Annotated in this window: 15 protein-coding genes and 1 riboswitch; of the genes, 11 read left to right on the forward strand and 4 right to left on the reverse strand. The window is 64.2% G+C overall.

All coding sequences use genetic code 11. The features are described from left to right. Window positions 1-10: 10 nt before the first annotated feature. The 4 genes from ACVC7O_RS04620 to ACVC7O_RS04635 all read right to left on the reverse strand — a co-directional run bounded on the left by ACVC7O_RS04620 (window position 11) and on the right by ACVC7O_RS04635 (window position 5,395). Window positions 11-598: an arsenate reductase (azurin) small subunit gene (locus ACVC7O_RS04620; protein ID WP_458324912.1), complete on the reverse strand. Its 588-nt coding sequence runs from the start codon at window positions 596-598 to the stop codon at window positions 11-13. 11 nt (window positions 599-609) lie between these two features. Beyond that, window positions 610-1,737: a cytochrome-c peroxidase gene (locus ACVC7O_RS04625; RefSeq protein ID WP_458324913.1), complete on the reverse strand. Its 1,128-nt coding sequence runs from the start codon at window positions 1,735-1,737 to the stop codon at window positions 610-612. An 11-nt stretch (window positions 1,738-1,748) separates the two neighbouring features. Then, on the reverse strand, window positions 1,749-2,825 hold the full coding sequence (locus tag ACVC7O_RS04630; protein WP_458324914.1) for a cytochrome-c peroxidase: 1,077 nt from the start codon (window positions 2,823-2,825) through the stop codon (window positions 1,749-1,751). Between the two features lie 380 nt (window positions 2,826-3,205). Then, the gene (locus ACVC7O_RS04635) at window positions 3,206-5,395 is read right to left on the reverse strand and encodes a hybrid sensor histidine kinase/response regulator (RefSeq protein WP_458324915.1); all 2,190 of its coding nucleotides are present in this window, start codon (window positions 5,393-5,395) and stop codon (window positions 3,206-3,208) included. Between the two features lie 84 nt (window positions 5,396-5,479). Here ACVC7O_RS04635 and ACVC7O_RS04640 point away from each other — a divergent pair, with 84 nt between their 5' ends. The 11 genes from ACVC7O_RS04640 to ACVC7O_RS04690 all read left to right on the forward strand — a co-directional run bounded on the left by ACVC7O_RS04640 (window position 5,480) and on the right by ACVC7O_RS04690 (window position 20,388). Continuing rightward, window positions 5,480-6,184 carry a response regulator transcription factor gene (locus ACVC7O_RS04640; protein ID WP_458324916.1) on the forward strand — a complete coding sequence of 235 codons (705 nt, stop codon included), beginning with the start codon at window positions 5,480-5,482 and terminating at the stop codon, window positions 6,182-6,184. Between the two features lie 142 nt (window positions 6,185-6,326). Beyond that, window positions 6,327-8,255, forward strand: a complete 1,929-nt coding sequence (locus tag ACVC7O_RS04645; RefSeq protein WP_458324917.1) for a serine hydrolase — start codon at window positions 6,327-6,329, stop codon at window positions 8,253-8,255. 84 nt (window positions 8,256-8,339) lie between these two features. Then, the gene (locus ACVC7O_RS04650) at window positions 8,340-9,572 is read left to right on the forward strand and encodes a helix-turn-helix transcriptional regulator (RefSeq protein WP_458324918.1); all 1,233 of its coding nucleotides are present in this window, start codon (window positions 8,340-8,342) and stop codon (window positions 9,570-9,572) included. Between the two features lie 160 nt (window positions 9,573-9,732). Continuing rightward, window positions 9,733-11,034, forward strand: a complete 1,302-nt coding sequence (locus tag ACVC7O_RS04655; protein ID WP_458324919.1) for an amidohydrolase family protein — start codon at window positions 9,733-9,735, stop codon at window positions 11,032-11,034. Window positions 11,035-11,071: 37 nt separating this feature from the next. Further along, window positions 11,072-12,055 (forward strand): BMP family protein, encoded by a 984-nt coding sequence (locus ACVC7O_RS04660; RefSeq protein WP_458324920.1) that lies wholly within the window; start codon window positions 11,072-11,074, stop codon window positions 12,053-12,055. Between the two features lie 15 nt (window positions 12,056-12,070). Next, window positions 12,071-13,429 carry an amidase gene (locus ACVC7O_RS04665; protein ID WP_458324921.1) on the forward strand — a complete coding sequence of 453 codons (1,359 nt, stop codon included), beginning with the start codon at window positions 12,071-12,073 and terminating at the stop codon, window positions 13,427-13,429. After that, window positions 13,426-14,946: an ABC transporter ATP-binding protein gene (locus tag ACVC7O_RS04670; RefSeq protein WP_458324922.1), complete on the forward strand. Its 1,521-nt coding sequence runs from the start codon at window positions 13,426-13,428 to the stop codon at window positions 14,944-14,946. Before ACVC7O_RS04665 ends, ACVC7O_RS04670 begins: the two co-directional genes overlap by 4 nt. Further along, a complete protein-coding gene (locus ACVC7O_RS04675) occupies window positions 14,936-15,979 on the forward strand; it encodes an ABC transporter permease (protein ID WP_458324923.1) in 1,044 nt (347 codons plus the stop codon). The genes ACVC7O_RS04670 and ACVC7O_RS04675 overlap by 11 nt, the downstream gene beginning before the upstream one ends. Beyond that, the gene (locus ACVC7O_RS04680) at window positions 15,976-16,917 is read left to right on the forward strand and encodes an ABC transporter permease (protein WP_458324924.1); all 942 of its coding nucleotides are present in this window, start codon (window positions 15,976-15,978) and stop codon (window positions 16,915-16,917) included. Before ACVC7O_RS04675 ends, ACVC7O_RS04680 begins: the two co-directional genes overlap by 4 nt. A 355-nt stretch (window positions 16,918-17,272) precedes the next feature. After that, window positions 17,273-19,222, forward strand: a complete 1,950-nt coding sequence (locus ACVC7O_RS04685) for a hypothetical protein (protein WP_458324925.1) — start codon at window positions 17,273-17,275, stop codon at window positions 19,220-19,222. Continuing rightward, the gene (locus ACVC7O_RS04690) at window positions 19,222-20,388 is read left to right on the forward strand and encodes a hypothetical protein (RefSeq protein ID WP_458324926.1); all 1,167 of its coding nucleotides are present in this window, start codon (window positions 19,222-19,224) and stop codon (window positions 20,386-20,388) included. The genes ACVC7O_RS04685 and ACVC7O_RS04690 overlap by 1 nt, the downstream gene beginning before the upstream one ends. 111 nt (window positions 20,389-20,499) lie before the next feature. Then, window positions 20,500-20,588: riboswitch (TPP riboswitch) on the forward strand. The last annotated feature ends 10 nt before the right edge of the window (window positions 20,589-20,598 follow it).

Here is a 20,598-nt window from a genome sequence, read left to right on the forward strand (position 1 = left end):
TGGGGTCTCCTCAGCCCTGCAGATTGTCGAAACGGCCATAAATCAGGCCGAACATGCCAACGGCGTAGATGTCATCGCCGTCGAGCTCCAAGAGCACCTGGGGCAGCGATTGATACGCTTGCCCGGAGATGAAGATGCCGTGGCGGGTGAGGTCGAAGGTGGTCAGGTGCAGGGGGCAGGGGCCAAGCGCCTTGTCGGCGGCCTGGTAGGTGCCCTGCAGCGGGCCGCCCTGATGGGTGCAGGTGTAGTTGAAAGCGACCACGTCCTTTTCTGGGCCCAATCCGCCGCCCGCTTCGGTGCCGAGCTTGACGAGGATGGATTCTGAGTATTGGCCCTCGTCCGGGTAGGTGAAGTCCAAGGGCTCATCGACTTGCAGCTCGCTCAGCTTGGCGATGAGCTTGCGCGGATAGGTCGAGACGGCAGCGGGCGTCTGCGCCTCGGGCATGCCGGGGATGCCGACCATGACCACCGTGGTGGCGATGCCACCCGTGAGCAGCATCTGGCGGCGGGTCATCAGGCAGCCGCTGGTGCCCGCCGCTTGACTCTCGCCGTTCTCGCCGTAGATCGCGCGTCTGATTTTCGGATCAATCCTGGTCATTGTCCTGCTCCTTAGTTCTGTGCCGCGGGCAGCGGTTCCATCTCGGGGATTTCCGGCTCTTCGATCAGGAGCTCCGGGCCCGAGAGGCTTTCGAGGAAGGCCACGAGCGCGTCGATTTCGCTGTCATTGAGGCCCAGCGGCTGGATCAGGTCGGTCTTGTTGGCCGAGAATTCATTCTCGCCGCCGCCCTCGTTGTAGAAGACCACCACATCGCGCAGCGTCTCGATCATGCCGTTGTGCATGTAGGGGTAGGTGTAGGCGGTGTAGCGCAGGGACGGCACGCGGAACTTGCCCTTGTCGGACTTTTGCTTGGTGCGGAAGTACAGGCCCGGGTCATCCTTGGTGGTGCGGTACATCTCTTCGGTCGAGCCTTTGGCGTAGAGCTCGAAGCGGAAGGTGATCTGCGCCAACTCGTCGTCTTCCCAGCCCGCATACGGGGGCACGCCGATGTTGTAATAGGCTTCGTCCGAGAGAAGCGCGCCGTTGTGACAGGTCACGCAATTGGCCTTGCCGGTGAAGAGGTCGAGCCCTTCTTTCTGCTGGTCGGTGAGGGCGGCGTCATCGCCATTCATGTATTGATCGAAGGGCGTGTCGGGCTGCACGATGGTGCGCTGGAAGGCGGCGATAGCCATGTAAGCGTGGCGGACCGAGGGCCAGTCATCGCCAAAAACCTCGCGGAAGGCGGCGCGGTATTCCGGCACGAAGGCGAGGCGGGCTTCCATCATGTCGTCCTCGCCATTGCCCGCGACGCCACCGCGGGCGGCGGAGCGGGCCTGATGCTCAAGGCTGCCGCTGGCCCCGGCCCAGAAAAGCTTGCTGTAATAGGCCGAGTTCACGATGGTCTGGCTGTTGCGCCAATGGGTGGTGCCGGGGTAGCCGAAGCTGATCCGGTCCTGCACGGCCCAGCCTGCGTCGGGCAGGTGGCAGGCGGAACAGGGCATACCGTAGTTGCCTGAAAGGATCGGGTCGAAGAAGAGCTTTTTGCCCAGCTCGACCTTGGCGTCACTCATCGGGTTGTCCGCCGGGATGGGCACGGGGCCGAGGGCGGAGAGCTCTGCAGGGCGCGGGGGTTCCTGCGCTCCAACCACGCCGGCCAATGTGAGCGTGCTGAGGGCGAGGAGTGTGGTTCGGATGGTCATCATGATCTCCCTCAGTTGTTCACGTTGCGCCAGTTTTCGATGAGCACGTAGTCGTAGTCATCGGCGCTCCAGACGTAGGCGTCGGTCTCGAAACTCTCGCCTGAGAGGCTCTGCAGGAAGGCGACGAGGTCGGCTTTCTCGGATGGGACGAGGCCCAGGGGCTTCAGGCGCGCGTCCTTCAACGGGTCGTCCCCGCCGCCTGCGTCGTAGAAGTCCACCACCTCCTTGAGCGTGTCGAAAATGCCATTGTGCATATACGGGGCCGTGTAGGTGAGCTCGCGCAGGGTGGGCGTGAGGAAGCTGCGGCGGGTGTCATCCTGGTGGGTGCGGATATAGGCACCGATGTCCTCGCGCAGGCTCATGTAGGCGGGCACCCCCATAAATTTGGCGTAGGTCACAAAGGCGGAGTGCCGTTCGGGATCGGCCCAGATGTCGGGGTTGGTGGGCACGCCGGTGTTGTGGGGCTGATCATCGGTGAAGCGGGTGCCGGCATGGCAGGCGGTGCAATTGCCCTTGCCTTCGAAGATCACCTGACCGCGCTGGGCAGCGGGGGAAAGCTTGCCGGTGTCATAGGGCGCATTGCGCGACTGGATGGTTTTCATGAAATCCATCAGCGCATTGCGCGCGCCGCCGTTCGAGGGCTCGGACATGCCCGCGGCGGCGAACATCTCCACATAGACCGGGTCCTGCTTCAGCCGCTCCTGCATGATGCGCATGTCCATGTTCATCAGGTAGGTCTCGGTGATCATCTCGCGGGCGACGTCGTTGAGGTTGGTGCCGAGGCGCCCGTCGTGCAGCCAGGCGTCGCGGAAGCCCACATTGGCGAGCGTGGGCGTGTTGCGGAAGTGCCCCGCGCCGGTGTAGGCGGCGGAGAGCGCTTCGCCATCGGTGAAGGCCTTGTCGGGCTGGTGGCAACTGGCGCAGGAGAGCGTGGCGTCGCCGGAGAGCCGGACGTCATAGAAGAGCCGCTTGCCCAGCTCGGCGCGGGCGGCATCGACCTCGAGCGCGGGGTCCGGCGTGACCGCCTCTTGCGCGGCGACGGCGGTGCCGGTCATCAGCAGCCCCGTCAACAGGATGGTTCGGATCATCTGCGCACTCCTTTCCTGGCAGCTTTGCCGTTGCGAATGGTCGGATGGGTCAGCGCGGCGCCCCGGCGTGCGCGCGGCGCCGACATGCGGCGTGTGGCGGCTCGGTCAGGCACAGCCGGTTGGGTCTTTTTCGGATGCGAGCAGGCAATAGGTCTTTGTGCCGAAAAATCGGGCATGGCTTCCTCGGAAAAGGGGTTTCGGACCTCTGGTAAAGCCGTCTGATCAAGGTTGATCAGAGCCGCTTGGCCGGGTGCGAAATTTGGCTAACCCAATGCTAACACGCATTTTTGTGACGTGTGTGACGTTTGGGTTAAATGATGTGACGGGATGTGACGGCCTGTGACGCTGTTGCGTTAACCACCTGTTAACACCCGTCGAAGTTATGACAGCCGGTCGATCGCTGCGCGCACGTGTCGCGCAAAAACCACCGGATCGATAGGTTTGTGCAGCAAGAGAGGGGCATCGCCCTCCAGAACGACGCCTTCGGGGCGGTATCCGCTGCAAATCATGACCGGCAGATCCATCCGTTCGATTCGGATTGCACTGGCGAGCTCCTGCCCATTCATCTCGGGCATGACCATGTCGGTGATCACGAGATCATAGTCGCCCGGCCTGCGGCGGAAGTGTTCCAAGGCCAGCCCCGGGGCCTTGAAGGCGTCGACCTGATAGCCCAGACGCATGAGCTGTCGGCGGAAGGTGCTGGCGACCTCGGCCTCGTCATCGACCAGCAGGATGCGCTCGGTCCCGCGCGGGAGCGGGTCCTCGGTCTGGCCGGTCTCACCCTGATCAGCGGTTGTTGCGGGCAGGATGACCGAGAAGGTGCTGCCCACGCCCAGCGTGCTGTCGACATCAATGTGCCCGCCCATATCCTCGACAAGCCCATGCACCACCGCGAGCCCGAGGCCGGAGCCCTTGCCGAGCGGTTTGGTGGTGAAGAAGGGCTCGAAGAGATGCGCGAGCGTCTGGGCGCTCATGCCCGGCCCGTCATCGGAGACATCGAGCCGAACCCACCCGTCGGGCGCGTCGCGCCCACCGTCGGGGGTTTGGGTCGTGGTGATCCGGATTGTGATGGTGCCGGGCGCGCCGGACATGGCCTCAGCGGCGTTGCGGCAGAGGTTCATGACGATCTGATGCAAGTGAGTTGCATCGCCCATGACCGCGAGCGGTGTTTCGGGCGGCGTGAGGGTGATTGTGGTGGTCGGCGGGATCGAGGCGCGGAGCAGGTGCACGACCTCGTCCACCACATCGGCCAAAACAACGGGCTGGGGCACCGCCGGCTCGCGCCGCGCGAAGGTCAGAAGCTCGCGCACCAGATGCTGGGCGCGGCGCGCGGCGATGCCGATCTGGTCGATCTCATTGGCCAGATCGCTGCCCTCGGGCGCGTCCATCGCGGCGAGATGACTGGCGCCGACGATGGTGGTCAGGATGTTGTTGAAATCATGCGCCACACCGCCCGCGAGCTGGCCCACCGCTTCGAGCTTTTGCGCGCGCACGACCTGATCGCGCGCCTTGCGCGCCTCGGTGATGTCCTCGCCGATGCCCACATAGTTCTGCACCGTTCCCTCCGCATCACGCAGCGGCAGGATCGTGGTTTCAGCCCAATAGCTCGTGCCGTCCTTGCGCAGGTTGCGGAAGATGCCTTGCCAGGGCGCGCCTGCTTCGAGGCGTGCGCGCACCTCGGCATAATCGCCCGGCGCCGTGGCGCCCGATTGCAGAAAAGCAGGCGTCTGGCCAATGATCTCGGCATCGTCCCAGCCGGTCAGCGCCTTGAACTTGCGGTTCACGTATTGGATGCGGGCGTCAGTGTCGGTCAGGATGATTGTCGCCGGGCTCTGCTCGACGATGGTGGCGAGCCGCGCCTGGGACTGTTGCAGCCGCTGGCGCTGGCGCAGCTCGGATTGCAGATCGCGCACAAGAAGGTAGAGCAGCACGCCGATCGCCATGGCCGTGCAAAACAGCGCAAGGATCGACCAATAGCCGATCCAGATCAGGTTGCGCCCTTCGGTGACGGCGGCAAAGAGGCGGGCGGTGCTGAGATCCTGCAACGCGCGCCACTCCGCTTCGAGCCGGGCGAGGGCCTGCACGGCGGGGCCATCGTCGATCCGCACCAGCGTGTCGGTGCGCGAGACGGGCCAGCCGTCTTGCGCGCCCTGCTCCGCGATGGCGAGGTTGGTTTCATACTCGGCGACGGTGCGGCTGATGATCGCGATGGCGCCGCGTTCGGTCTCGGAGAGTTGCAGTCCTTCGAAGGCCGAGACAACCTGTTGGAAGCGTTCGAGTTGCAGCCGCGTCTCGTCGAGATAGACGGGGTCCTGGCGCAGCACGTAGTTCTTGAAGTTGTGGATGATGCCGCCATAGCCCAGAAAGCCACGCAGTTCGCTGATCAGTGCGCCCTTGCGTTCGGGACCGCCCGAGTAGGAAGTCCAGCTGGTCTCGACCTCGGAGAACTGGGCCTGGGTCAGCACGCCGAGCGTGGTGCCCAGCACCATGGTGATCGACAAAAGGACCGCCGCCGCCGCAGCGAGGGTCAGCGCGCGTCGCCGTGGGGTTTTGGACGCTTGAGCATTCACAGGATCGATTTGGCCCAGTCTTGCGGGACTTGGCAAGCCTGCGCTACGGTGGCCCAAGCCACCCCGGGACCTTGGAAGCCGCGCATGCAGGAACACATTCTGATCGTCGATGACGACCGGCAGGAAACGAGTTTCCTGGAACGTTTCTTCAGCAAGAACGGCTATCGCTCGACCGGTGTGTTCACGGCGCACGATATGTTCACCGCGCTCGATCGCGAGAAGACCGATCTGATCGTGCTGGATCTGATCCTGCCCGATCAGGACGGGTTCGAGGCGGCCAAGCGGCTGCAGCGCGAGACCGATGTTCCAATCATCATGCTGTCGGCGCGCAACGAGGTTTATGACCGGGTTGTGGGGCTGGAACTGGGTGCGGATGACTATGTGACCAAACCCTATGAGCCGCGCGAGTTGCTGGCGCGCGTCCGGTCGGTTTTGCGGCGGAGCAAGCGCAGCAAGGCGGCCTCGGTGCCGCGGGGCGTGCAGCGGATGGGGGATCTGGAGCTGGATTTTGACCGGCGCGTGGCCCGGCGGGTCAGTGACGATCATGACCTTGGCTTGACCCATCTGGAGTTCAGCTTCCTGGAAGCGATCTTTGCGCGCGGCGGCGATGTGGTGTCACGCGCGGTGCTGGTTGAGGAGCTCTATGGAGCGGATGCGACCGTGTCGGACCGCGCCATTGATGCCCATGTGGCGCGGTTGCGGCGCAAGCTGGGCGCCCTGCGCAGTGGCGGCGCGCTGATCGCGACGGCGCATGGCGAAGGCTACCGCTTTGTCGGTGCGCTGAGCTAGGGCGCCTCAGCGCCTGCTGTTTCCAAAAAAGCCGTCTCAATCTGTCCTGACCGATCCAACCGGACGCCTGCGCGCTGCGGTTCAGGCAGACGCGTTGCCGGGCAATCCGCCCGTTCTTCAAGCAACGATCAAGGACCATATCATGTCTGTTTTCGACCCCTCCGCCCTGCAAGCCGGACCGCGCACCGCGATGGACAGTTTCAAGGATGTTACCCCCGCGCCTGCTGTGCTGATGGAGATTTACCGCGACGGGCTCTCTGTCTCGCAGTCCCGCGGCGTCGCGGATACCGAGACCGGAGAGGCCGCAACCACCGACAATCAGTTCCAGATCGGATCGCAGACCAAGATGATGACGGGCGTGGTCGTCCTGAACCTGGTTGCCGAAGGCAAGATCGATTTTGATGCGCCACTCAGCGCGCAGCTCGACCTGACGGGTCTTGAGGGGATCGCGAATATTGAGACCGTCACTGTGCGTCAATTGCTTGCAAACCGTTCAGGTATTCCGGACTACGACACGGTGCCGGGCGACGCTGGGATGCCCGCGTTTATCGAGGCCATCATGGCAGATCCGACCCGCCCAATCGGCACCGATGAGATGCTGGCCATCGCCTCGGGCGAGCCTGCGAATTTTGCGCCCGGCACGGGTTATGAGTATTCCAACACCAACTTCCTGCTTCTGGAGAAACTGGTGGAGCAGGTGACAGGGCAGACGTTCGGCGCGGTGCTGGACGCGCAGATCTTCACCCCCGCCGGCATGACCAACACCAGCTATGGGCCGCACAGCGGATCGGCCGCGATGCTGCAGTCGTTCGCTGAGATCGTGCCCGGCCAGCTCCTTGATGTGACCGATGTGCCGTTCCATTTCGGCGCGGCCGGCGGTGTGGTCTCAAGCACGGCGGACATGATCCGCTTCATGGATGCGTTGTTGCTGTCCGAAACCTTGCTGCCGCCTGAGCAACTTGCAGAGATACTTGATTTTCGCGCGGAAGACGGCACGCCGGACCCGAATGGCGAAAGCCTTGGTCTGTCCTCCGGGATCGTATTTGGCCAGCAATTGATCGGCTTTCAAGGCGGCACACTGGGCACGAAAACGGCGACCTTCGTGCATGTGGAGAGCGGTACAATCGTGACCATCGCCGCGTCGCATTCCAATGCGGACCCGGTTGAGCTTCTGGTCTCGGCCTTTGCGGCGATCTTCGATGATGACAGCTGGGCCAGTTTTGACCCTGGTGCGGAGAGCTTCGAGATCGCGGCCACCGCAGCCGAGATCACCCTGAGCGAAGAGGCTGGCATGGATGGCGAGGCCGAGACGGTTCTGAGCCTCGATGGTGTGAGCCTGAGGTTTGACGAGGCGCTGCGCGCGTTTGATACCGGCAGGCTCAGCTTTGAGGACGGGTCGGAGCTGAGGATCGGCTCTGACGATGCGGACCATGTGGACATTCTGCGCGGGCCCTCCGAGGCATGGACCGCGAACAACCAGCTCATCGGGCTGGACGGGGCCGACCATCTGCGCGGTGGTTTTGGTGATGACAAGATCATCGGCGGAGACGGGCGCGATGAGCTCTTCGGGCGCGCCGGAGATGACCTGTTGGACGGCGGCGAGGGCGATGACCGGATGTTCAGCGACCGGGGGAACGACACGCTCGAGGGCGGCGCCGGATCGGACGTGATGCGCGGCGGCGGCGGCAGCGACACGCTCGACGGTGGCACCGGGCGCGATCACCTCAACGGGGACCGCGGCGATGACCATCTCTCTGGCGGAGCCGGGGATGACAGGTTGTCCGGCGGCCGAGGTGACGACACGCTGGACGGCGGCAGCGGCAATGACAGGATGTGGGGTGGACAGGGGGCCGATGTCTTTGTGTTCCAGCTGGATGCGGGCCACGACCGGATCTATGGGTTCGACGCCGAGACCGACAGGCTTGATTTCTCGGCCACGGGTCTTGCGTTCGAGGATTTGAGGATCGAAAGCACCGGACAGGGGCGCGTGCAGATCTCCTATGGCGAGAATGAGATTGATCTGCTGGGTGTATCGCCTACAGAGCTCAGCGAGGATGTGTTCATTTTCTGATCCACCTCGTGCGACGATCTTGATGCTTTGGGGCTTGGGCACGGGTGTGTCCAGGCCCCGGGCGCCTGAAGGGCCGGGTTTGACATGGATGGTATGACGGGACTTTCGACCCTTGAGCTGTGGCGGCTGGCGCTGGCCGTCGGCGTGTTTATGGTCTCTGCCTTTTGCACGCATCTGCTGCTGCTGCCGGGCCCGAACCGGCAGGTCCGCCTGCCGTTGGGGCTGTTCTTCCTTGCCAATACGCTGAGGCTGGTGGCCCTGCCGGTCGAACACATGACGGGTGCGGCCTCTGCGTCGCTGCTGAACGTCGCGCTTGAGCTGGCAGAAGTGCCGCTGAGCATGGTCCAGCCGGTCCTCTTGTGGCTCTACGTGCGCCGCCTGACCGCGGATCCGACGCGCCCGGACAGGCCCGTCCGGCGATGGGCGCACGGCGCGCCGATTGTCGCCTCCTGTGCAATCTATGGATTTGTCGTGGCGCAGCAGGGCTGGCTGATTGCAGGGGCTGTGCTGGCTGAAACGCTGCAACCCGTGAGCATCGCCCTGCTTTGGGCCGTGACCGTCATCTTCTATACTCTCGTGCCGATCTACGCCGTCCTCACCATCGGGCGGCTGCTGTCCTACAAGACGCAGCTCAAAGACCTCTATGCCAGCACCGAAGGCCGCGAGTTGCGCTGGATCTGGGGCATTATGGCGGCGGTGTCGTTCTTCTGGCTGTTCAATCTTATCAGCATCCTGTTTGACGCTGCGGGTGCTGGTGACGAGGTGCTGACCCCAGCCGTGTCATTTTACGCGGGTGCTTCGGCTCAGATCGCCCTTCTGTGGATCATCGCCATATGGGGGGTGCGTCAGCAACCCGGCATGACGCCGCCGGCGACCGTGCCCGAGGACGACAGCCCACCGCCGGCGCCGACCCGAAAGTATGGCCATTCGGCGCAGGATGGGGCCCATCTTGCGCGGATCGCGGCCAAGATCGAGCGGGTGATGTCGGAGGAGAAGCTCTATCAGGAACCCGATCTGTCCTTGTGGGACCTTGCGGACCGGGTGGGTGCCAAGCGGCACTATGTTTCGCAGGCGCTGAATGAGCGGCTGGGACAGAGCTTTTTCGACTATGTGAACGGTTTGCGGATCGAGGATGCGAAACGGCAGCTGGCGGACACCGATGGGTCCATTCTGACCATCACCTACGACGTGGGTTTCAACTCCCGCTCGGTCTTTTACCGCGCGTTCAAGCAGAATGTCGGCGTGACGCCCTCGGCCTACCGGCAGGGGGTAGGTCTGGCGATGCCGCCCGGCGGTTTGCCTGAAGAGAGCGCGTAGGCCGGGTGTGGCGTCGAGTTGACGCCAAGTCTGATCACTGTGCCGCAGCCCAGAAAACGGCCAAACCCACCAATGCGCGCGGTTTTCTGCAAGCCTGACGACGAAAGAATTGGCGGTTTCCCGAAATCTGCTTATCGTGGCGTCAAAAGGGTGTCGGGGGATGCTGGATCTCATAATCAGGAATGCGCGCCTGCCGGATGGGCGCGGACCACTTGATGTCGCCATCAAGGGGGCAGAGGTGGTGGATATGGCGCCGTCCATCGCCGCCGAGGCGCATGACGAGATCGACGGCACGGACCGGCTGCTGTCGCCGCCGTTCGTGGACCCGCATTTCCACATGGACGCGACCCTCAGCCTCGGCTTGCCGCGCCTGAACGTCTCCGGAACGCTGCTTGAGGGCATCGCACTTTGGGGCGAGTTGAAACCACTACTGACGGTGGACGCGGTCGTGGAGCGGGCGCTGCGGTACTGCGATCTCGCCGTGTCGCAGGGGCTTCTGGCGATCCGGTCGCATGTGGATGTATCAACCGCGCCTCTGGTCGGTGTGGAGGCCTTGCTGGAGGTGCGCCGACAGGTGGCGCCTTACATCGATCTGCAACTGGTCGCCTTCCCGCAGGATGGGCTCTACCGCGCTGAGAACGCAGAGGAAAACCTCATTCGTGCGCTCGATATGGGGGTCGATGTGGTCGGCGGCATTCCGCATTTTGAGCGCACGATGGCCGAGGGTGCGCGGTCGGTCACGCGGCTGGCCGAGATCGCCGCCGAGCGCGGCTTGAGGCTCGATTTGCACTGCGACGAAAGTGACGACCCGATGTCACGCCATGTGGAGACGCTGGCCCATGAGACCACGCGGCTGGGGCTGGGCGGTCGGGTGGTGGCGAGCCATGTGACGGCGATGCATTCCTATGACAACTACTATGCGACCAAGCTCATCCCGCTGATCGCCGAAGCGGGCATGAACGTTGTGCCCAACCCGCTGATCAATATCACGCTGCAGGGGCGGTCCGACACATACCCGCGCCGCCGGGGGCTGACGCGGGTGGCCGAGCTGCGCGCCGCCGGGGTGAATGTGGCCTTCGGGCAGGATTGCACCATGGATCCGTGGTATCCGCTGGGCTCGGCTGACATGTTGGAGGTCGCGCATATGGGCGTGCACGCGGTGCCGATGACCTCGCGCGAGGCGATGGCCTGGGCCTTTACCTCCGTGACGCTGAACGGCGCCAAGGCCATGGGGCTGCCCGACCCGACACTCCGAAAGGGCGGCCCGGCAAACATGGTTCTGCTGCAGGCGCGCGACCCGATCGAGGCGGTGCGGATGAAAGCCACGCGCCTCGCGGTGATCCGCAACGGTAAAGTCATCGCGCGCACCGCTCCGCGGCTGGCCGCACTTGACCTGCCCGGACGCCCGGACACGCTTGATCCGGCCGCTTACGCGCCAGCCGCCGAGGACCGTTCGGAATAACCAAAAGACCACATGACCAATCAGGAAGGACTTTCACATGAAACTCACACCCAATCGCCGCCAGTTGATCATCGGCGCGGGCGCCACGCTGGCGCTGCCCGCCTACATCCGCCGCGCCCAGGCGCAATCGGTGATCAAGGTGGCCGCCGTGCACAATTCCCCGGTGGAGAACGCCTGGAACAGCCGAATTCACCTTGCCTTCCAGGAAGCGGCGGCAGCGGGCACCATCGAGTATGAGTTCTCCGAAGGCGTGGCGCCGACGGACTACCCGCGCGCCATGGCGGAGTATGCCGAAGGCGGCGCGCAGCTTGTCTGGGGCGAGGCCTATGCAGTGGAGCGCGAAGCGCGCGAAGTGGCGGCCGACTATCCCGAGACCGCCTTCCTCATGGGCTCATCCGGCGGGCCGCAGGGCGACAACTTCGGCGTCTTCGGCACCCGCAATCACGAGGCTGCTTATCTCGCGGGCATGCTGGCCGGGAAGATGTCGGAGAGCAATGTCTTCGGCTCGGTTGGCGGCTACCCGATCCCCGAGGTCAACCTGCTGATCAACGCCTTCCGCGCGGGCGTCAGCGAGGTGAACCCGGAGGCGAGTTTCCTCAACGGGTTCATCGGCGCGTGGTTCGACCCGGCCCGCGCCAAGGAGGCGGCGATTGCGCAGATCGACGCGGGCGCCGATATCCTCTTTGGCGAACGCATCGGCACCGCAGATGCGGCAGAAGAGCGTGGGATCAAGGCGATCGGATCGCTGATCGACTATACGCCGCGGTATCCTGGCACCGTCTTTGCCAATGCGATCTGGAACTACGGCCCGACCATCGCGGCCATCATCGGGGACATTGAAGCGGCCAAGCCGGTGGGTCGGGACTACACCCAGTATTCCTTCATGTCCTATGGCGGTAACGAGCTGATCTATGTCGCCGACGATGTGCCTGCCGACGCGATCCCGCCGATGGAGGCCAAACAGGCGGCGATCTCCTCGGGGGAATGGACCCTGCCGATTGACGAGAGTGAGCCGGCCTGATCCGCGGCGCAGGTCGTGAGGGATGCGACGGCGCTCGCTGCCGCCATTCGTGAGGGGCAGACAACCGCGGTTGAGGTGATGGAGCAGACACTCGCCGCCTGCACCGAGCAGGCGGCACTGGGGGCTGTGGTGCATCTGGACTCGGACATGGCGCGGGTGAAGGCGGCGGCTGCGGATGCGGCGCCGCGGGACCCGCGTGGAGCGTTTCACGGCGTGCCGTTTCTGATCAAGGATCTGGGGAGTTTGGCCGCGGGACTGCCGTCGGTGGCTGGATCCGCAGCGTTGCGCGCGCGGTCCGTGGCGCCGGAGGCGGACAGCGACTTGGTTGCCGCCTTTCGGCGGGCGGGGCTGATCCCCTTTGGGGTCACCGCGACGCCGCCCTTTGGGTCGTCGCTGAGCTGTGAACCCGAGGGGCTGCCGCCCGCGCGCAACCCATGGCAGCCCGATCTGACACCCGGAGGATCGTCGGGCGGGGCTGCGGCGGCGGTCGCGGCGGGTCTGGTCGCGATAGCCCATGCGACGGATGCGGCGGGCTCGATCCGAGTGCCCGCCGCCTGCTGCGGTTTGACCGGCCTCAAACCGTCGCGCGGCGCGGTGCCGGGTGGGCCGGACTACAACAATCACCTGATGGGGATCGCGTCTGAGCTGGTGCTCGCCCGATCCGTGCGCGATGTCGAAACCGCTTTTCACGCCGTCAGAACACCCGATGCGCCTGTCGTTTCCACCGAGCGGCGACGGATCGGGCTGGTCCTGCCAGACCGCTGCGGCCCTGATCAGCGCCATGCGGCCGAGAATGCCGCGGATGCTCTGCGAGATGCGGGGCATGACATCCGCGAGGTTTCTGCCCCTGACCGGATGGGGGCGGAGGCGCGTGACATTGCCTGGGCGATCCTCGCTGTGTCGCTGGCGGAGTGGCTGATCGCGCTGGAGATTTCAGACGCCGAGGTCCCGCCCCTTGCCGCGGCCATGGCTGCCGAAGGGCGGGGGATGTCTGCGCCCGATCTCTTTGCGACCGCGCGGGCCCTGGCGCGGCTGTCGGCCGAGGCAACGCGGCTCTTCGCCGATGTTGATGCGCTGCTGATGCCGACCCTCGCCACACCCCCGCCGCCGGTTGGGGCGTTTGACCTCTCCGGCTCCGATCCGGCGGCGCATATGGCCCGACTGGACGCTTTTGCGCCCAATGCAGCGCTCGCGAATGTTGCGGGGTTGCCCGCTCTGGCGTTGCCGTTTGGCATGGCCGATGGGGTGCCGCTTGGCGTACAGGTGCTCGGCCCACGCGGTTCCGATCTGAGACTTCTGCACCTCGGGGCTGAGATCGAAGCGCGGGCTCCAGCTCTGTCTTTTCCGCACCCCATCGCCGGGCTGCCCACATGACCAAGGTTCTCGAACTTGACGGCATCACCAAGACCTTTGGCGCGCTGACTGCGAATGATGACGTCACGCTTTCGCTTCATCAGGGCGAGATCCTCGCGCTGTTGGGGGAAAACGGGGCGGGGAAGACGACGCTGATGAACATCCTCTTTGGCCATTATGCGGCAGATGCCGGGGTGGTCCGGGTGTTTGGACAAGAGTTGCCCGCTGGCACGCCGCGCGCTGCGATCGAAGCAGGGGTGGGCATGGTGCATCAGCATTTCACGCTGGCTGGAAACCTCACCGTGCTGGACAATGTCCTGCTCGGGTCCGAGCCGCTGACCCGCCTCCGGTCGGCTCGCAGCACGGCGCGCAAGAAACTGCTGCGGATTGCCGAGCGGTTTGGCCTCCCCGTTGATCCTGAAGCGAAGGTCGGCAGGCTGTCGGTCGGCGAACGACAGCGCGTGGAGATCCTCAAGGCACTTTACCGCGATGCGCGCGTCCTTATCCTCGATGAGCCGACGGCGGTGCTGGCGCGTCCGGAAGCGCAGCGCCTGTTTGAGACCCTACGGGACATGACACGCGAGGGGCTGTCGCTCATCTTCATCAGTCACAAGTTGCACGAGGTCATGTCGGCCTCGGATCGCGTGGCTGTCCTGCGCGGGGGCAGGCTCGTGGCCGAGCGCACAACCGCCGAGACCAATCCGGCGGAACTGGCCGAGCTGATGGTAGGGCGCCGGGTGGAGCGCCCCGTGCGGGATCGCCATCAGATCGGGGCGCCAGTGCTCGCGGCTGAAAACGTCTCACTTGGGCCGGAGACCGCACGGACGCTCGACGCGGTGTCCTTCACCGTGCATGCGGGCGAGATCCTCGGGATTGTGGGTGTGTCGGGAAACGGGCAGGCTGCTCTTGGGGCACTGTTGTCCGGGCTGGCGCAGCCAAGCGCAGGTCGTTTGGTGCTGGCTGGCGAGGATGTCGGCGCTCTGGGGCCGCGCGGTATGATCCGGGCGGGGGCAGGGCGGGTGCCTGAAGACCGCCATGCCGAAGGCGCGGTGGGCGAGCTCAGCCTCTGGGAGAACGCGGTGTTGGAGCGGCTGCGTACGCCTGCGTTCTCGCGTCGAGGGTTTGTGCGGCGGGCCGCCTGCAAGGCCCATACTGCCGATCTGATTGCGCGCTTCGACATTCGCGGCGCCACGCCGGAGACACGCACGCGGCTGCTGTCAGGCGGCAATATGCAAAAACTCATTCTGGGGCGGGTCCTGTCGAACGATCCCCGCTTTCTTCTGGCCAATCAACCGACCCGGGGGCTGGACGAAGGGGCGATCGCCGCCGTGCACGCCGAGTTGCTGGCTGCGCGCAAGGCCGGTGCCGCGATCTTGCTGATATCGGAAGAGCTGGAGGAGGCCGTCGCCCTGTCGGACCGCATTCAGGCGATTGTGAAAGGCCGGCTGTCACGCCCGATTTCTGCCGAGGAGGCCGATCCGCAGCGGCTTGGCCTGATGATGGCGGGCGTTTGGGAGGACGAGACACATGCGTCTTGAAAGACGGGCCAGCACACCGATGCATCTGGCACTGCTGGCCCCGCTCGCCGCGGTGGTGGCGGCGCTGCTGCTTGCGGCCGGTCTGATCGCGGCGGCCGGGGTCAACCCGCTGGCGGCCTATGCCGAGATGCTGCGCGGCGCCCTCGGCTCGCGCCTGTCGGTGACCGAGATGCTGACACGTGCGACCCCGCTGATGTTCACCGGCCTGGCCGCTGCCGTTGCCTTCCGCGCCAAGCTCTGGAACATCGGCGGCGAGGGGCAATTCTTCATCGGCGCGCTGGTGACGGCCTCGATTGGGCATTCTCTGGCCCTGCCGGGGTGGCTGGGTGTGCCCGTCCTCATGACGGCGGGCATGGTGGCGGGCGCGCTTCTTCTGGCGGGGCCCGCCTATCTGCGCCTCCGGTTCGGCGTCGATGAGGTGGTGACCACGCTGTTGCTGAACTTCATTATGGTGCTTGTCGTGGGGCTGATGATCGAAGGGCCGCTGCGGGATCCGCTGGCTTTTGGGTGGCCGCAGTCGGTGCCCGTCGATGGCGCCTTTCGGCTGCCCGATCTGATCCCGCGCACCCGGCTTCATGTCGGGCTTCTGGTGGCCATCGTCGCGGCGGGCCTCGTGTGGCTGGTGCTGGCGCGTACGGTTTTCGGGGCCGAGACGCGCGCCGCCGGGTTGAACCCCAGTGCGGCGGCCTTTGCGGGGGTGTCGCTGCCAAAGACGATCATGGGGGTCGCCCTCTTGTCCGGGGCGCTCGCGGGGCTGGCGGGCTCGGTTGAGGTCCTGGGGGTGACAGCTGGGGTCACCACGACCATGAGCCCGGGGTTCGGATACGCGGGGATCGTCGTGGCCATGCTCGCAGCGCTGCACCCTGCCGGCGTCGTGGCCGCGGCGGTCTTCGTTGCCACCGTCTTCGTGGGCGCCGATGCGATGAGCCGCGCGACCGGTGTGCCCAGCTTCATCGCCGATGTCATTGTCGCCCTGTGCCTGCTGACAATGATCGTTGCGCTGCTCTTCACAACATACCGGGTGCGCCGATGACCGAAGCGATTGACCTGTTGCTGAACACCAGCCTGTGGGCCGCCGTGCTGCGCATCGCGACGCCGCTCATCTTCGGAGTGCTCGGAGCGCTGCTCTGTGAGCGGGCTGGGGTGTTGAACCTCGGCATTGAGGGGATCATGACCATGGGAGCCATGACCGGCTGGCTGGCGGTCTTTATGGGCGCGCCGCTTTGGGTGGGCTTGCTGGTTGCAGCCTTCTGCGGGTCGCTGATGGGGCTGCTGCATGCGATGCTGACGGTCCCGCTTGGGCTATCGCAGCATGTCTCGGGCCTTGGCATCACGCTCTTTGCCTCGGCGCTGGCCTACTACCTCTACCGGCTGATCGTGGAGGTGGGGGACCTGCCGCCGACAATCGAGCCGTTTCGTGCGCTCGACATTCCGGGGTTGTCCGACATCCCTATTCTGGGTCCTGTTCTCTTCTCTCAGGCGATGCCGACTTACCTCGCGCTCGCCGCGGTTGCGATCATGGCCTATGTGCTCACCCGGACACCGCTGGGCCTGGCCATCCGCATGACGGGTGAGAACCCGCATGCGGTCGAAGCGCAAGGCCTCAACCCGATCCGCATCCGGATCGGAGCGGTGGTGGCAGGTTCAGCGCTGATGGCGGTCGGGGGCAGCTTTCTGACCATGGCCGCTTTCGACAGTTTCTTTCCCGGTATGGTCCAGGGCCGGGGGTGGATCTGCATTGCGCTGGTCGTCTTCGCCTCATGGCGCCCGGGCAAGGCGCTGGTCGGCGCGTTGCTCTTTGCCTTCTTCGATGCCTATCAGCTGCGCCTGCAGACCGTGGTCGAGGGCGTGCCCTATCAGCTCTTCCTCATGGCGCCCTATGTGCTGTCGATTGTGGCGCTGATCCTGGTAGCACGGCGCGCCGAGGTTCCGGCGGCCTTGATGACCCCCTATCGCCGAGGCGAACGCTAGGTCGACCTTGGCCAGAGTGGCCCGGGACCGAGGCTGCGTGACCATCGGGGTTGCCCTCGATGGGGCCCGACCTCGGGTCGAGGAATGCATCACGCGCGTTTCCAAAAATCCGACAAAAATCCGGGCCCAAGACAAGTGTCTTGAAAAATTACAACCTGAACGATACAATTCCCGCATAGATTGGGGGACGTTTTATGCTCCGTTATAGTTTTTTTCTTATCGCGACCGCGTTTTTTGTAAGCGGCATCACGCTCTCTCTCGGACCGTCTGGCGGTGCGGCATTGGCTGCGGGGCCGTGCAATCCCGCTGTGCAGACTTGCTGGTAGGCCGCGCGCCCGCCACCTGAGCCGAAGCCATGAACTGGTTGATATATACGGGCGTCGTCTTGTTCGGCGCCACGGCACTGCTGATTGAAGCGCGTCGCAATTATCGCGAATCGCTTGCGCAGACCCCGTTTCAGCGACACCCGATTTTGCAATCGGCACAGGTGTCCGATCTCTGCACGGACCGGGACGGGTTCATCGGTTTCCTCGTCTATTCGATGCTGTACCTCGTATCTTACGGGGTGATCTTGTCGTCGGCGGAGCTCTACGAGCTGGTCCGCAACGCCAATCTCGCCAAGCTGGAAGTTGGCGCGACGGGGTCCTTCGACCCCTTCGGCAATGACATCCTGAACCTCGAAGGCACGGCCTATGCCAAGCCGATTTTCGTCTCGGCGTTTTTGATCGCCATCATGTCCGTCGGCGTCATGCGCCCGATCGAAAACATGGTGCGCTCGGCTGCCCACCGGATCGCGGGTATTCCCCGCGGGGTCTACCGCGTGATCGATGCGCTGCAGACACCCGACGCCGTTCGGATCTGTCACAATCACCGGGCGGGTCCGCTGACGCGGCACTACCGGATGAAGCTGGACCAGACCAAGCCGGAGGACCTCGTGGTCGATCTGTCCGGTCGCCGGGAGGAGGTGGACAAGGCGCTGTCGGTCATTGATGCGCTGTCTTCGGCGGTGATGCCAGGCCGTCGCGCCCAGTATTTTCCGGTGGCTGAGCTCGAAGAGCTGACCAAGATGTCGAAACAGCTCGAAGGCGAGTTGGGGCAGATGACGCGCGTCCTGCTCAACTTCGATCCGACGTCCGGGGATGAGCTGGTCGAGCTGCATAGCCACGCGATGCAGGTGGCCGAGAACACCAAGGCGCTCTTTGCGGTGCATTACATCCGCAACAACCAATCGGTGAAGAACCTCGACCACGGCACGCCGCTGGCGCGGATCGTCGATGTAATCGACCGCAATTATGTGCCCGAGAAGAACTCTTTTGCGCTGGCGGCCTTCGTGTCGAGCGTGATCAGCGTGCTGACGATCTTCACGATCTACTCCACGTGGTGGTCATGGAGCGTCGAGACCTATCCGTTGATTGCGTCCGAGCAGATCGAAATGCTGATCGAGTCCCTGAACGCCTCGCAGGCCGGTCGCGGCGCGTTGGGCGATCAATCGGTCACGCTGGAGCAGTGTCTCGACGGTGCCTTGTCTCAGACCTGTGGCCAGCTGATCGCGCAGGGGCAACGCGACTTCATCTATGAAATCCGGCCCGATCTTGTGGCCCAGTCGATCTGGGACACGCTGCAGATGGCGCTTGTGACTTTTGCCGCGGCGGGCGCCGTGATCTTTGGCCGGGATGTGCGGCTGGAGCAGGAGAGCTGGAAGCCGGGCTGGTCGATGCACCGCATCCCCTTCGTCCGGCTTTTGGGCCTCTGCGTTGTGCCTGCGATTTTCGCCTTTTTCTTTGCCATCGCGGGCCAGCTTCTGGAACTGGCCTTCGATACCGGTTTCGAGGTGACGCAATCGCAGGTGATCCAGCAGGTCAATGACAACATCGTCTATTTCGCGATGATGCCGCTCACCGGGCTGTCGGTCGGGTTTGGTATTCTGGTGATCATGGACAAGCATGATGACTTCAGCCGCCTCCGGACCGTCACGCTTCTGGCGCTCCCCTGCGCCATCATCGTAGGGCTGATTATCGCTGCCAATATCTTCGTGAGCTACAATTTCCCGGATCGCGCGCCGTTTGACGGATACCCCTGGATCACTGGGAAGGCGCGCGATTGGATGATCATGTCGGTTCTGCCGATGATGTTCCTGTTGCTCTTTGCGTGGTTCATTGAGCTGACGGAAGAGCCCATCGAAGTAGAAGAGGCCGAGGACCTCGGCGCCTTGCCGGCAGCATCGGTGCAGTTCCGCGCGTTGATGAGCCGTCGCCGGAAAGCTGGCGAGGCGGTTGACGCACCATCGCCGAAGGATGTGGCCTGATGGGTCTCGGTACGTTGACACGTTGGTTCTTGGGACCGGTACTCGCGGCGCTGATGATGGCGCCTGTGCAGGCCCAACAAACCAAGGCGGACAGCAGCCAGAGCTCTGACACTGCGCCGCAGCTGCGCATCGGCGTCCGCTCTTCCGCGCGCCCGTTTGCCTATCGCTCGGACACGATGGTCGATGTGCTGACGGCGGTTACGCCCGGCCCGCTCGCCAAGCAGCGGTACACGGGATACATGGTGCGCATCTGCGATTCCGTGCTGACCGAGATGATGCTCGACCAGTTTGGTGCGGGATCGCTGAAAGCCGATGGGGTCAAGGTCGTCGACATTGATCGCCTGATGGCCGAAATGGCAGAAGATCAGCCCGAGAGCCGCTTTTCGCTGTTGCAGCGGCCCGAGGACCGCAGTCAGCCGTTTGAACCGCAGGTCGATATCCTGTGTGACCCGGCCACCATCACCAATGCCCGCAGGGATGGGTTGATCATCTCGCCGCCAGTGTATCTGACCGGTGTGTCATATGTCAGCCAGCTGAACTTTGCGCGACAGATTGGCGCTGTGGATCAGGGGAACTGCCCGCGCTTTCTCGGCAATTCCGCAGATACTGTCCGCTTCCACTTTGGGCTGGTCGGGCACACCACGTCCGTGCGTTCCGGCGTGCAGGCGTTTTTGACGGCCAACGAGATGCCACAGTATCGCGAAGCCCTGATCGCATTCCTGCGAGGCGAAGGGGATTGTCGGCTGGAAGACAGCCAGGAAGCGCTGCTGGAGGAGTACGAGAGCACGCGCAATGTCCGCCGCGAGGGCTCCGTCCTGCTCTTTGGCACGCACCAGGCGGCTGCAGAAGCCTTCTGTCGCGGCGAAATCGTGCATTACATCGGGGATCGGGAGATCATCCTGCAAAATGTCTCGAACATCCCCGGCTGCACATTTACGAACGGTGATCGTACATTCACCGCCGACCGCTATGCCATCTTCGGGCGGTTGGATTACGACAGTGACCCTGAGCGGGCGCTGCGGGTGGCACGGTTCTTCGAAATCCTGTCTCAAAAAATCGTCTCTCACCCCTCGATCATTGACCAGGCGTTTTACGACACGTTCCATCCGACATCGCCCACGCGCACGCTGGATATCTTCTTCCGCTCCGTTCGTGGTGCGCCTTAACTCGCCCGGTTGATGATCGCAGCGTGATGGTGCGCTGGAGCGATAACGGCTGCAGCAGCATGCCAGCAGCCCAACAACCTGTTTGACAATCGCACGTGCGCAGATCAGCCTAGGCACAGCCAGGGGCGCCGCAAGGCTGAGATGTACCCTTCGAACCTGAACCAGATAATGCTGGCGGAGGGAGGCAAGGTCTGAAGCCCCGTGCACTGC

The sequence above is a fragment of the Roseobacter cerffii genome, from assembly GCF_054226325.1.